Origin of the sequence: Paenibacillus sp. GM1FR (assembly GCF_002803315.1) — a bacterium.
Lineage (GTDB): Bacteria > Bacillota > Bacilli > Paenibacillales > Paenibacillaceae > Paenibacillus > Paenibacillus amylolyticus.
In genome coordinates this window covers 131403-145387 of record NZ_MKZL01000044.1, presented here as the reverse complement: position 1 = coordinate 145387, position 13985 = coordinate 131403, and the positions used below count along the sequence as shown (strand labels likewise).

Here is a 13985-nt window from a genome sequence, read left to right as displayed (position 1 = left end):
TTATTGCTGCTATATTTATTGTAAAATTATAGCACAATATAAATATCGTTATGTCCGACATACGCAAGGACACAACATACGAAATCAACCATCACGGAGGAACTCAACATTTGATACACAACTGGAAAAAGAATATCTCATTCCCGCTGCTCGTTGCAGCGTTATGCATGATCGCTTTTATAAGCATCGCCCTGTCCATCAGCGACAACCAGATTCATCGATTTGATGATACCTTAATCGGTTGGATTCAGGGGTTGGAATCCCCTGGTATGACACAATTCATGCACCTTTTTACTTGGATCGGCAGCGAAATGCCAGTGGTCTTCATTACCATCATCGCCATGATTGTGTTATACATTTTCCTGCGACACAAACGCGAACTGCTCTTCCTGGCTTGTGTGCTCGCAGGTTCAACCCTGTTAAATGCATTGCTCAAGCTGGTATTCCAGCGTGCCAGACCTACCATTAACCGGATTATCGAAGTGAGCGGCTATAGCTTCCCCAGTGGGCATTCTATGGCAGCATTTAGCCTGTACGGTGGACTGGCCTTTCTAATCTGGAAACATGTACCCACCGTCACCGGACGTGTGCTGATGATTGTTGCCAGCGCCGTATTTATACTTACCATTGGGATAAGTCGTATCTACTTGGGGGTGCATTATCCAAGTGATATCGTAGGCGGATACTTCTTGAGTGGTTGCTGGCTCTCCACATGTATATGGTTTTATCGACGGCATTTGGAGCGCATGTCCCAACTGCAAAGCAGAAGGCTAGCCTAGGCGGCCCGCTGTTGTACTACACAAAGAAATACCCGGCTTTCCTTAACGGAAGGATAGCCGGGTATTTTTATATTCATATATAGTAGTCCTGAACTCGTTCAGGATACATGAATCCGCTTGTCCCATTTAAGCGAACAGACGGATCTGGTTTTTTTCACACCAAATTATAACTCTTCACCATTGGATTCAATGACTTTTTTGTACCAGTGGAAACTCTTCTTCGGTGTTCTGCTCAAGTCTCCGTTACCGTCGTTGTCCTTGTTGACATGAATGAAGCCATAACGCTTCTTCATCTCTCCAGTGGATGCACTAACCAGGTCGATACATCCCCACATGGTGTAGGCAATCAGATCTACGCCGTCAGCTACCGCTTCTTTCATCTGTTCGATGTGACCTTTCAGATAATCAATGCGATAGTCATCCTGAATGGAGCCGTCTTCCTGGACCACATCGACAGCACCCAAGCCATTCTCAACCACCATCAGTGGAATCTGATAACGATCATACAGATGATTCAGTGTGTAACGCAATCCTTTGGGATCGATCTGCCAGCCCCAGTCAGAAGCTTCGAGATATGGATTTTTGATACCGCCCAGCAGATTACCTTCTGCTCTCTCGAGGGACTCATCCGCACTTTCAACCAAAGACATGTAATAACTGAAGGAATAGAAGTCTACGCAGCCTTCACGCAAAGTCTGCTCGTCTCCCGGTTGCATCTCGATCTGGATACCTTCTTCGGCGAAGAAACGTTTGGCGAATCCAGGATACGCTCCACGAACCTGTACATCACCGCAGATCATATTAGAGATTTGGTCTTTCTTCTGTGCAAGCAACATGTCGTCCGGGTTACATGTGTTTGGATAGGTTGTCATGAAAGCGACCATACAGCCGATCTGGAAATCAGGGTTAATCTCATGCCCCAGCTTCACTGCTTTTGCACTGGCAATGAATTGATGATGTAATGCCTGGAAACGAGTCTGTGGATCATCCACTCCGTCGACCAGTGTCTCTTTGCCTTCAAACAGAATACCTGCAGCCATATATGCACCCATCGGCATCGTCAGACAGTTAATTTCGTTGAACGTCAGCCAGTATTTGACCTGATCCTTGTAACGGTTGAAGAGGGTTGTACAATAACGGATATAACAATCGATAACTTCACGGGAAGCCCAGCCATTATACTTCTGTGTCAGACCAAATGGCGTTTCATAATGGGAGATCGTTACGAGCGGCTCAATATTGTATTTTTTCAACTCGGCAAAAACATTATCGTAGAACTGCAATCCCTCTTCGTTTGGCTCCAGATCATAACCGTTTGGATAGATCCGGGACCAGTTGATGGACATGCGGAACATTTTGAAACCCATCTCTGCCATCATGGCAATATCTTCTTTGTAATGTCCGTAAAAATCAACCGCTTCATGGCTCGGATAATACGTGCCCTCTTCCAATACAGGCGTAATCCGGCGTGGAATCGTGTGGGTTCCCCCTGTCATCATGTCAGACGTGCTTGGCCCCTTGCCACCCTGGTTCCATCCACCCTCGAATTGATTGGCAGCCGTTGCGCCACCCCAGTAAAATCCTTCTTTCATTGTCATGACCAGTTCCTCCTTCATATCTCAACAAGACTATGTAACCAGTGTACCACCCATACCCTGACACCTATTGTCATGGTATAATCAGAGCATGGAAAATAACCGACTATTTCGAATGTTGCTTTTGTTATTGGAGAAAAAGAAAGCCACTGCACCCGAACTCGCCCGTATGTTCGAGATTTCTGTACGCACGGTGTACCGTGATATCGATCGGTTGAGTGCTGCGGGCATTCCCGTCTATACAACGACCGGCAAGCATGGCGGTATCCATCTGATGGACAACTATGTCATGGACAAGTCCCTGTTGTCGGAAGAAGACCAGAATGAAATTTTGATGGGACTATATAGCATCAGTGCGATCCCACATCTTAACAGTGCCCATATGCTGCAACGGTTAACCGCCCTTTTTGATCACAAGCTGGATTGGATCGAATTCAATTTCTCACCATGGGGCAGCATCCCTCTGCAGGAGAGAGAACTGTTCAATCAGGTGAAGCAGGCTATATTAACGAATCAACTGATTACGTTTCATTATGTTAATTCGGATGGTGAGAAGAGCATTCCGACCGTGGAGCCACAGAAGCTTATTTTCAAAAACAGTACATGGTACTTCAAAGGATATATCCATGATGACCCTGATCGGAAAGAATTCGAGACATTTAAGATGAAACGGATCACCCAGTTGACTTTTCTGGCGAGAAAACACGATCACTCTGTTACTGCCGGATCAAACGACCCTGAATCAGAAGCGGCTCCTGTCCTGACTCCTCTTACACTCTCGTTCTCCAGCAATATTGCATACCGAGTGTATGATTTTTTCGAACCTTCCCTCATTAAAAAAGAGCCTGATGGCAGGCTCCGTGTGTCTCTCGAACTGAATGTAGGGGAATGGCTCTACTCCTTCCTGCTGTCGTTTGGTTCCGAGCTGACCGTAATTGAGCCTGTTCATGTTGGACAGGAATTGCTCAGACGTCATATCAAAGCCGTTGAACATTTGCAGAACGTCATGAACAAACTTCCCAACAATGAATGATATAATATAGGCCTATACAACTTTTGATCACAGCTGACTCTCCGTCATCCATCTGACCAAAGGAGGTTTATCCATGCAAGACATTAGACGCAACAATGTGGAACGTTTCAATGGTTTTGGTACGTTATACGATCAGAACCGACCAGCTGCTCCCACTGAAGTGGTGGATATTCTAACGACATATCTTGGCAGCACACCGCGTATGGTCGCAGATATTGGTTGTGGCACCGGCTTATCCTCCTGGATCTGGCTTAATGAAGCTGAACGTATCATCGGCTTTGAACCTAGCGATGACATGAGGTCTGTAGCAGAATCCAAGTGGGAATCTGCCGGGAAGCCGGATAACCTGCGGTTTGTGTCCGGCTTGTCTCACGACCTCGGACTACCAGATGGCAGTGTGGATGTGCTGACCTGCTCGCAATCGTTTCACTGGATGGAGCCGCAACCCACACTACGCGAGTTTGCACGTGTACTTCGTACAGGGGGCATATTTGCAGCCTACGATTGCGACTGGCCGCCAATGTTAGACTGGCAGTTAGAACAAGCCTATCTGCAGCTGAATAAGGAAGCAGATCAACGAGCAGCCAGTCTGGCTCCCCAGGATAGTCAGGCACACAAATGGAGCAAGGATGGGCATTTGCAGCAGATTCAGCAGTCCGGGCTGTTCCGATATGTTCGGGAAATCGTATTTCATCACCACGAGACATTCACAGCCGATCGATATGTCAATCTCGCCCTGAGCCAAGGCGGCCTGCAAACGGCGTTGAAGCTGGGAGCGGATGATCTATTAACAGCTGCTGACGAGTTCAGAGCGCTGGCTAATCGTGTATTTGATGGAGAATCCAGAAAAGTACTTTTTTCTTATCGCATGCGCCTTGGTATTGTTTGAAAACCGTCCGTTGCTTGTATCTCTCATACATACCAAAATGAAAAAGGAGGTCCTACACGTCATAAACATGATCTGTAGGACCTCCTTTTGTCTACATCCTCAGGAAGAGAATAAGTCACTTAATTGTCGCTCCTGTACATTCAATGCCAACACCAATTTTGTTGGGTCTTGTCTTGAATAGATGATATTAATGATATGACCTTGCTGCACCTGCGGCAGGGCAGATGACAAAATTTCTTTTTGCGTTGTCACATTGAAGGTTTCACCGTTCGTTTTCGTTATGCTGAGTTTGAGCTGAAGCTTGATCTTGTTATTGCCACCACTTCCAAGTGGAGTGACATCAAGGATCTTGGCCATTGCTTTTTCCCCTGTTCTTGCAATATCCATCATTTCAGGTGATACCCCTTGCTGTACCATCTTTTCATCCAGTAATTGCTGCATATCTTCCTGTGATAATTGCCCCTTCATATCAAGCCCTACCTTGCGCTCATCCTTTACGGAGACTACTAACGGAATGAAACTGCCCGGCTGAAACTGTGCCATGGAGGTCAGCGGAATGACGGCTTTCATCTCGGTATCGTATTTCTCGCGCCCCTTACGCGACACTGTCAGACCCAATCGAACCTCAGGCTGTTCATTAATATACGTCCCCGTCTGTTGTATAGTCTTAATGACCCCAACTGCTGGTAAACCTGTCTTCACTCGACCTACGCCAAAAATATTGCTCAAAATCACAGGAACAAAGATCAGTGCAAACCCGGCAAAAATCGCAGGAGTGTACCACCATGCCTGCATAATCATAAATGGATCATTCCACAGCTGCTGTGCCAGAAATGGGGAGAACCCCACCCCGAATACAGTTAATACGCCAATGAATCTCAGGAAACCTACCATATGATCCACCCTTTCTTAATCCTTCTCTTAATATCTCTATCAACACCTCGAATAATATATCTATTATTCGTTGTTATACGTATTATTCAAATAGAGTATCACTGAACTATAACCAAATACCTTCTAGATGGACATTAGCCCCATGTAGATCAGTTCGGAGGGATTCGCTGGATTCTGGCCCAGTCCCACTCGATCGCCTACTCGTGGAATCTGCATTTTGGACACCAGTGTCTCTAATGTTCGCTGATACTGGTTGCCATTCGTTTCTGTCACATCCAATACAAGCACAACAATCGGATCAAAGTTGATCAGTTTGCCTGTATCGGTGATTGTCACCACCGTAGCCGTAGCTGTTAAAGGCAGAGAACCACTTGCCGCCAACTGTGCCTGCTTTGCCGAATCCAGACTTTGGTTGATGGTCTCCCGATGTTCCTTTGATACAAAGCCTTTCATCATCATGCCAGTGAGTCCTTTATTCATCATTTTATCCGCTTTAGCAATCGCATCTTCCTGTTTGTTCTTTTTACCGAACCATCCCATATCCAGCACCTCATTTGTTTTATTTGTTTTTAGAAGTTGTTCAAAAAGTCCACTTTTGATTACGAATCATGCCTAGCGGCATCATCAGCATCGAATATGAAATTCAGCCGAAATGTCCGTTGCTCACGTAGGTCTCCTACGCTCCGCTACTCCATTTCTAGCTTCATTCCATCTTCTCGGTACTGAAAACCAGACTTTTTGAACACGTATTTATAATTAAATTATAAACACCGCGGCTTGTCCTTGAATACCCTTCTGGCGGCATACAAAAAAAACGAAAAATCCAGCAATTGAATTACGGGATAATCGTTTCTTGGGTAAGGAATGATGCTAATTTCGCAAAAAAAGATCTGCTAATCCAATCTTCATTTCACGATTGGCGGCCATATTTTGTGCCAAGTGCTCCTGCAATGCACAAAATCATGACATAATCAGGCTATTGCAAGCCGATTCTCACTCTATTTTTTGCGTAACAAATATACCAGCTTCCGATAATACATCGCTGCTTCTTTGTATTTCCGCTGATCCTCGGATACTACAGCCATCCCCTCATATAACGGTTCAAGCCGCATGACATGCTGCGCTGATTCAAAATAAGGCAGACACGCAAGTGCCCGCTCCATGAAAACTTCGCGATCTCCATGCGCAAGAGCCAGATGGCTCTGGTAGAAGGTTGCGCTCATCTGCTGGTCCTGTGTTGTTGCACATTTCAAAAGTTGATCTACACTCTGCGCGAGCACGCCCCAGTTCTTCCGTGCCAGAGCCACTTCGCATCGATACACACTGACGAGCGGCTGCATGGCCTGCTGTGTTTCTTCCGTTTCCTGCTGCAATAGCGATTCAAATCGTTCAATCTCTGTCTGTGCCTGATCCAGTTCACCTGTCATTGTTAACATGACAATCCGATTGTTGGCAATCGCCGTTACCAGATCTCCCTGGTTGCCAGCATACACGAGGTTTGCCTCCGCCATGGTTAATGCCGAGAGTGCCTCCTGAACCAGCCCCATCGCGAAGCAATAGCCACTATATGCCACATATAACCCGGACAACCGATGGAACATCCGCTGATCATAGACATGACGCATTGTAAGCTCGAATACCTGTTTTGCCTCTTCATACTGTTTGACCTGGATGTAGGCTTCCATCTTGATATTTTGCACAGACAACCAGAATTCACTGCCAGGAAGCGCTAGCTCACTGAGCCTGGTTGCATGAGTTAATACATCCACAAAAGCCATTTTGGAGCGATAATATTGTATTTTATAGAATAAAAGTGCCTTGACTAACGGACGCGGCAGATCAATATCGTCTGGACGACCGTATTTCTCCAGGTAAAAATTGAGGTAGGACGTATGTATATACTCATGAGCCGTTGCATCGTTTAATTGCTGATAATAGACCGCCTTCATTAAGGCCGTTGTCAACTCTACGGTCAGCGCGTCATCCCGATCTGCCAGTGCATGCACCGTATCTTCGGATATCGCCGACGCTGGAACAGACATTTGTTCGAAGATGGCCTCTGCCCGTTCAATTGTTTCCTCGTCCTGTGCCGCAGCTTTTAGAATATAGGAAGGGGATACCCCAAGACGCCCGGCGATGGCTTCTGCCAAGTCCTCAGGTAGCGGATAACGATCCGCCAGGATATTGGCAAAGTGGGCCTGCGTGACCAGACCTTCCACAAGGTCTTTACGGGAGATTTGTTTTCTTTTGCTTAGCAGTTCAATGCGTTCCTTCAGCATGGTATCCCTGTCCTTTCTATCCTAACAAGCGAGTACATTCTATTCACATCATCGCAAAATTAGAGATATAACGCCACCCTTCCGGCGAAATCAAACGAAACGGTTTCCGTTTCCGAGGTAATTGTTTTACAATAAGAAAGTATGTGTAAGAGCATTTTATCGAAATGCTGAAACATGAGCTGAATATGAAAGGATGCAAATAAATGATTATTAAACCAAGAACACGTGGTTTTATTTGTACCACTTCCCATCCTGTAGGTTGCGCTGCGCAAGTGCAGGAACAGATTGATTATGTGAAATCCCAGCCTGAGCTGAAAGGACCGCGTAATGTGCTCGTGATCGGTGCTTCCACTGGATACGGTCTGGCGTCACGCGTTGTTTCTGCCTTTGGAGCTGGAGCGAATACAGTCGGCATTTACCGTCCGAGCAGTTCCACAGAGAAACGTACGGCTTCTGCAGGCTGGTACAATTCCGCTGCATTCGAAAAAGCCGCGGAGGAAGCAGGCCTGAAATCGTACAGCGTTACAGGTGATGCATTTGCAAACGAAACACGAGACAAAGCCGTTGAACTGATTCGCAGTGAACTCGGTCAAGTCGATCTGGTTGTATACAGCGTAGCCTCGGCACGCCGTACCGATCCAAACACGGGTGAAGTATTTAACTCTGTGCTGAAGCCTATCGGACAATCCTACACGAACAAAACGGTGAACTTCCACACAGGCGAAATTAGCTCCGTTACCCTTGAACCGGCAAACGAAGAGGAAATTCGTCAGACGGTAACCGTTATGGGTGGAGATGATTGGGAACTATGGATGGATGCCCTGCAACAAGGCGGCGTGCTTGCTGATGATGCAACAACCATCGCTTTCTCTTATATCGGTCCTGAACTTACGCATGCCATTTATCGTGATGGTTCCATCGGTCAAGCCAAGAATCATCTGGAAGCGACTGCACACAAGCTGAATGATCGTCTGAGTGCAAAAGGTGGACGTGCGTACTTAACTGTAGCCAAGGCGCTGGTGACTCAATCCAGTTCTGCAATTCCAGTCGTGCCGCTGTACATCTCAGCATTGTACAAAGTCATGAAAGAAAAAGGCTTGCATGAAGGATGCATCGAGCAATTGCAACGTCTGTTCGCTGATCGCTTGTATGCGGGAGGAGAAGTTCCAACCGATGCCGAAGGCCGTATTCGCATTGACGATTGGGAGATGAGAGCTGACGTTCAGGAAGAAGTGGCGAAGCTCTGGAATGAGTTGACCACAGAGAACATCTACGATCTATCCGATCTGGAAGGTTACCGTCGCGAATTCTTCCAGCTGTTTGGTTTTGAAACCGATGGTGTGGATTATGAAGCAGATGTTGATCCCAACGTTGAAATGCCTCATCAAGTGAACTAAAGAAGTTTGGATATTAAAGAAGGAGGGGCCCTCTGGCTCCTCCTTTTTTGTCCTTTTTAATTCCGCTCAACAATTCCAATTTCCGTGTCCATACATTCTTTCATGTATCCCCTAATCAAATCGATTTAAGCAACTTTTTCAGCTCTTTTGGTACCGTCTTCTCGATAGTAATGGAACGTGCTCCATGCATGGACGCAAAGAATTGAAGCCCCTCCCGAAAATCCGTGATCCATTCCTCCACAGGTGGAGCAGTCTCTTCCATCGATAACAAACGAACGGTAAGTACTCCAGTTTTGCGATCAAGTCGTGGGTCCATACGTCCAATCAACCGATCACCGTGAAGAATAGGCATGGCATAATAACCGTAGGTTCTTTTCACCTCTGGTGTATAAATCTCCCATTTATAATGAAAATCAAATAAATCAACAATACGTTCTCTTCTCCATAACAGGTTGTCCAGCGGCGGCAGGAAACGGACCGGGCCAGACGGATCATAGTGTGGCTCTTCCCTTTCCATGTGCAGCAGCAAATCCTCATCTTCAGCACGAATATAATAAGGCGTGGCCACGTCCTCCACCTTAAGTGGGATCATTCGCCCATCTGACACACGGGCAGCAATATCGGCGCGTCGTTCAGCCGCTGTAGATTTCAGCCAACCCAGACGGGGATCACGGGCATCTACGACACGATACGCATGAATGTATTTATCCAGCAGAGCCTGTCTCTGGGCCAACACATCGATGTCTTCTTTTATCGGAAGTCCCTGTTGTTGCAACTCAGATTCGGTAATATGAAAATAACGTTCATTCCCCTGCCTCGCCACCACACGAATCACAGCGGAGTCTAACAGTAAATTCAGAGCAAGTGTTGTATCCTTTGTCTTTGGCACATCTGCACTGTCCCAATAACCACTTACCCGCTCAACAGCGCGAAAGGCTCTGGAAGGTAAAGGTCCTTCTTCCTTCAAACGTTGTAACACATGCTGCACAGTTTTCTCTAGACCTTGCAAAGACGGAGCCAGACGCTCCCTTAATCGGGCACGCACAGGTTCAAAGAGAGCATAGTCTTCCATTGGAATGACACAGGCAGCATTAGCAAAATATTCAAACACCTTGTGATCACTCAGCAGTGTATTTAAGCTGTCAGCAGTATAACCAGGGTCACGAGCCCCCAGCACCAAATGCTGGTTTCCAGTTACAGCAGCCACAGGATCGATCTGCACGCAACCAAGGGAGCGAATCAAAGTCAAAACTTGATCAGGTCCCGAAGGTAAGGAAACTGCGGGCCAACGTCCCAGTAAAGCTTGCGTTTGCAGCAAAAAACGCCGAACGATTTTTTTATTCATGTGCAGCGCTGTTGTCATATGTATTGGTTCTTCCCTTCATTTAGTGTACAAAATTCTATCGTCCTACTTATCCAGCAATCGGCGCCTCATAGAAAAAATAAAAAGAAGCACCACCATCCTGGATGATCTGCTTCTTGTGTTTGACCTTTTGCAATTTTTCCTGCTTCGTAGGCATGAGCCGTACATGCTGGGATAACGCACCATAATCTCCGTTAACTCTTCGGCTCTGTTCCGAGCACCATTGACCTGACCGCTCTGCTTTGCGTAATGCTTTTTGTGTTTGTGTACGTGCCATAATGGATCACACACTCCTTTGGTTGATATACACTCAATATATCATGTGCAGCTACGCAAGTGAAGGTGCTTCCTACTGGAATGAGATGTACATCATTAAAAAGGCTTCCACCCAAGTACTTAGCGGGATTGCCGCTTTCGCCGGGACTGCCACGTCTCGATTGGTTCATGATCATCTTCTTCGATCAGTTCCAATGCTTCTTCCACTCTTCTGGCTTTGAATAACAGAATTAATTCCATCAGGTCTTCCCTGTCCAGCAGCTTCACTCCATTAACCGCTGCAAGCGTCCGACAGGCTTCGGTGTAACGGGCGGACGTTAATACAATCGACCGGTCGGCTTCATAATAACGCATCGATGTATATATCTCCTGCACAGCACTCAACCCTACAGGATGGTTCGCACCATATCGCTTCGCTTGTATAACACTTCGTCTGCCGAGTCTATCAACAAACACCAGATCTGCCCCAAAATCCCGGCTGCTCGTTGTCTTATGCACCTCACCGTACCCTAGCTCTTCAAATAAATGATAGAGATATAATTCAAATTCTGAACCATCCTCCATCTTGTCGATGTCCTTTATTGTGATCTTACGAGGATTCGCTTCACTTCGGATCCGCTGCCCGCGCCCGATAACACGCCGAATAATCCAGGCCAGCAGCAACAATATAATGATACATCCAATGACCCATAGGGTCACATTTTCACTCCAGTTCATAGCTATTCTCCTTGTTTCATTTCCTATGTTCTATCCAACGTCTTACGCAGATATGGCTTATCACCGCACTAAATATATCAGACTTCCACTTTCATCGAAAGAAGATGAATTCCCTGTAACCGTTACACTTCTCCAAACAACGTTATTTAGACAAATCAAAGATAAAAGGTTACAGTGCGTTCGGTTGAATTCAGCTTGACTTTAATGGTAAAATTCAACAATCGGTTCTATTTTGAACCGAAGAAGAAAGGTGGTTTATCACTTGCATACATTGACCAAACACAAGTCCAAAACATGGGCTGCCCTCATTCTCAGCGGCATGCTCCTCTTCACCATGAATACAACAGGTTACGCCGCTGCTTCAACCGAATCCATGCCCAAACCGGCGTGGACGTCATCTTCCCTGATGTTATCAGAGGCTAATACAGAGAAAGATGTCCTGATCAAGGGAATTCATGCCGTGCCATCCAAAAATCTTGTATATGTACATGCCTCCCAGCCCGTGACCAAAACAAGCAGCAAAACAACACTCGACTGGCAACTGGACTCTCTCCAAGCATTCGATGTTACAACTGGACAATTGAAGTGGAATACGATATTCCATGAGAAAAGTGGTCCTTATACCACCTACTCTGATTCGGTATATGCCAGCAACGGTACGGCTTATGTGTATATGGAATATTCAGACAAAACCAAAAAATTGTACTCATTCAATACATCCGGTAAAACCAACTGGGTCAAAACGGTGAATTCACCTGCAAGCATATCCCTATTGGATAACGATACGCTGATGGTTGCTTCAAGTCAGGGCGTACAATCGAATGGTTCGGTTCGCTCAGCCATCTCGTTATATGACAAAAAGGGCAAGCTGATTACTGAAAAAAACATCAACGGTAACGTGCTTAAGGCTGACCATGGTCGAATTGTAGTGGATGCCAGCAAACAAACCAAGGTAGGCAACTTCTGGCAGCAAGCTGCGAATCCCAAAGTGGAGATCTATGATCGTACGTTGAATCGTCTGTCCTTCTACCAATTCCCTGCCAATGCAAATACATTAGGAGATGGCGGCGGTGAATCGCTGGCCATTCTGGACGATGGTTCCATCATTATGCGTGCGAATTTCGAAAACACCGGTAACCGACTGATGGGCTTTGGCACCGATGGTAAGCTTGCTTGGGGACGTGCCATTGCTGGTGATGCCTACATTCAGACAGCTGGCAATGGTTATACAGTCTTTACAGGGCAGAAGCTGGAACTGTACACGATGAAAGGCAAAGTGACTGAGCGTACATTCAAGGACGCACAGCCTGCATTGATGCGTGTCGACCAGACACAGGATGGTCAGTATCAGCTTGATTTTGCCAAAACAGGATACATTCTTGATCCACAGACGCTGGAAGACGTGCATATCTACACGACCAGTGCCTCAGTTCCTTCATTAGAAGGTGTTTCAACCTATGTCGATGATGTCATCTATTCCATGAACGATGAGACATTGTCCAAGTATGTATTAAAGGCTGCTGCAAAATAATGAACGGAGCGCTTCTGTATGACCGTCTAAACGGTTTACAGGGCGCTCTTTTATTTCACATTCGCCTGGCTCCCCTTATTTGTCATTTCTTCTCATCCTGTTATACTAGTAACGTTCTCTTGCTTCACCCTAATCTTGATAGGCAAAAGGGGCTTAACCTTCCTATGATTATTCAGTTCATTCGATACAGATAACTTGGGGCATAGCCATAAACCTCTTTTTTTGAATTTGGTGCAGAGGTTTATTTGTTATGCCCTTTTCTTCAGTTATCCAAATCTGAATGAATGGGGTGTTATTCCATGTCAGTCCATCGCAGAGAACGCAGCGCTGCGCTTATTAATCCATACATCCATATGTTGAACTGTCCCATCTGTCATAGCCCTATGACAACCATTAACTCAGGGAGCATTCAATGTGTGTCCAGGCATAGCTTTGATTTTGCAAAACAAGGCTATATCAATTTCATGACACGTTTTTTCAAGGGCAACTATGACAAACGTTTATTTACAGCCAAAAGGAATATCTTATCGGGAACCGGTATTTATGCTCCTTTGACCGAAGTACTACGCAGGTGGATCGCACGTTATTCCCTTGACATCAACTATCCCGTGCATATTCTGGATGCAGGCACAGGAGAGGGAACATTTCTGCAGCAGATTACGCAGAATACTCCAGCCGTTGGCTGGGGCATCGATATTGCCAAAGAAGGCATTGCCATGGCTTCCTCTGCCTACAACCAGCAAATCTGGTTTGTCGGCGATCTGGCATGCAGTCCGTTTGCAGAAGGTCAGCTGGACATCATCCTGAATATATTTTCTCCTTCCAACTATGAAGAGTTTGGACGAATTCTGAAGGATGGGGGATGGATCATCAAAGTCATCCCCCGTGAACGATATTTAATTGAACTGAGAGAAATGCTGTTCCTGAATCAATCTGATCGAGCAGACGGCCGGGAACTTACGCTGGACCGATTCCGCAAACATCATCATCTCATCGCCAGCATTCCGCTGACCTACACGATGCCCGTCACCGAAAACATGCTGGATTCACTCGTTCATATGACACCACTTTCCTGGCATCAGTCGGGATCATCCCTGGCGAGCATTCAAGCCTCCTTGTCGAAGATTACCATTGACGTAGAAATACTGGTGGGAACAATCAGATAACCATTATGGCTGATTTTAGCCGCCATACAGCCAAAAAGCCGGGCGAGTTCCAACTGGAACTTTCCC

Annotated in this window: 13 protein-coding genes; 6 read left to right on the top strand and 7 right to left on the bottom strand. The window is 46.2% G+C overall.

Annotated features, from left to right (window positions below; translation table 11 throughout):
- Positions 1-110: 110 nt before the first annotated feature.
- Positions 111-779 carry a phosphatase PAP2 family protein gene (locus PAEAM_RS23115; protein ID WP_243391443.1) on the top strand — a complete coding sequence of 223 codons (669 nt, stop codon included), beginning with the start codon at positions 111-113 and terminating at the stop codon, positions 777-779.
- Positions 780-943: 164 nt separating this feature from the next.
- Here PAEAM_RS23115 and PAEAM_RS23110 read toward each other — a convergent pair whose 3' ends face one another.
- Entirely contained in the window at positions 944-2377 is a 1434-nt protein-coding gene (locus PAEAM_RS23110; RefSeq protein ID WP_100529111.1) for a glycoside hydrolase family 1 protein, read from the bottom strand.
- Positions 2378-2465: 88 nt separating this feature from the next.
- Between PAEAM_RS23110 and PAEAM_RS23105 the strand changes: the two genes are divergently transcribed.
- On the top strand, positions 2466-3407 hold the full coding sequence (locus PAEAM_RS23105) for a helix-turn-helix transcriptional regulator (RefSeq protein WP_036674480.1): 942 nt from the start codon (positions 2466-2468) through the stop codon (positions 3405-3407).
- Between the two features lie 73 nt (positions 3408-3480).
- The gene (locus PAEAM_RS23100) at positions 3481-4296 is read left to right on the top strand and encodes a class I SAM-dependent methyltransferase (protein WP_100529110.1); all 816 of its coding nucleotides are present in this window, start codon (positions 3481-3483) and stop codon (positions 4294-4296) included.
- A 99-nt stretch (positions 4297-4395) separates the two neighbouring features.
- On the opposite strand, the gene PAEAM_RS23095 is transcribed toward PAEAM_RS23100, so the two are convergent.
- The 3 genes from PAEAM_RS23095 to PAEAM_RS23085 all read right to left on the bottom strand — a co-directional run bounded on the left by PAEAM_RS23095 (position 4396) and on the right by PAEAM_RS23085 (position 7469).
- Positions 4396-5190, bottom strand: coding sequence for a hypothetical protein (locus PAEAM_RS23095; protein WP_100529109.1), 795 nt, complete (start codon positions 5188-5190; stop codon positions 4396-4398).
- A 123-nt stretch (positions 5191-5313) separates the two neighbouring features.
- Positions 5314-5730 (bottom strand): hypothetical protein, encoded by a 417-nt coding sequence (locus PAEAM_RS23090; RefSeq protein WP_100529108.1) that lies wholly within the window; start codon positions 5728-5730, stop codon positions 5314-5316.
- 458 nt (positions 5731-6188) lie between these two features.
- On the bottom strand, positions 6189-7469 hold the full coding sequence (locus PAEAM_RS23085; RefSeq protein WP_100529107.1) for a transcriptional regulator: 1281 nt from the start codon (positions 7467-7469) through the stop codon (positions 6189-6191).
- 203 nt (positions 7470-7672) lie between these two features.
- Between PAEAM_RS23085 and fabV the strand changes: the two genes are divergently transcribed.
- A complete protein-coding gene (gene fabV, locus PAEAM_RS23080) occupies positions 7673-8866 on the top strand; it encodes an enoyl-ACP reductase FabV (RefSeq protein WP_100529106.1) in 1194 nt (397 codons plus the stop codon).
- A 115-nt stretch (positions 8867-8981) separates the two neighbouring features.
- Here the strand turns inward: fabV and PAEAM_RS23075 are convergent, their stop codons facing one another.
- The 3 genes from PAEAM_RS23075 to PAEAM_RS23065 form a co-directional block, all read right to left on the bottom strand.
- Positions 8982-10211 (bottom strand): DNA glycosylase AlkZ-like family protein, encoded by a 1230-nt coding sequence (locus PAEAM_RS23075; RefSeq protein ID WP_100529260.1) that lies wholly within the window; start codon positions 10209-10211, stop codon positions 8982-8984.
- Positions 10212-10278: 67 nt separating this feature from the next.
- A complete protein-coding gene (locus PAEAM_RS23070; protein WP_100529105.1) occupies positions 10279-10506 on the bottom strand; it encodes a hypothetical protein in 228 nt (75 codons plus the stop codon).
- Positions 10507-10625: 119 nt separating this feature from the next.
- The gene (locus PAEAM_RS23065) at positions 10626-11222 is read right to left on the bottom strand and encodes a restriction endonuclease (protein WP_100529104.1); all 597 of its coding nucleotides are present in this window, start codon (positions 11220-11222) and stop codon (positions 10626-10628) included.
- A gap of 262 nt (positions 11223-11484) precedes the next feature.
- Between PAEAM_RS23065 and PAEAM_RS23060 the strand changes: the two genes are divergently transcribed.
- Both PAEAM_RS23060 and PAEAM_RS23055 read left to right on the top strand, forming a co-directional pair.
- Positions 11485-12753: a PQQ-binding-like beta-propeller repeat protein gene (locus PAEAM_RS23060; RefSeq protein WP_100529103.1), complete on the top strand. Its 1269-nt coding sequence runs from the start codon at positions 11485-11487 to the stop codon at positions 12751-12753.
- Between the two features lie 284 nt (positions 12754-13037).
- Positions 13038-13919, top strand: a complete 882-nt coding sequence (locus tag PAEAM_RS23055; RefSeq protein WP_100529102.1) for a putative RNA methyltransferase — start codon at positions 13038-13040, stop codon at positions 13917-13919.
- The last annotated feature ends 66 nt before the right edge of the window (positions 13920-13985 follow it).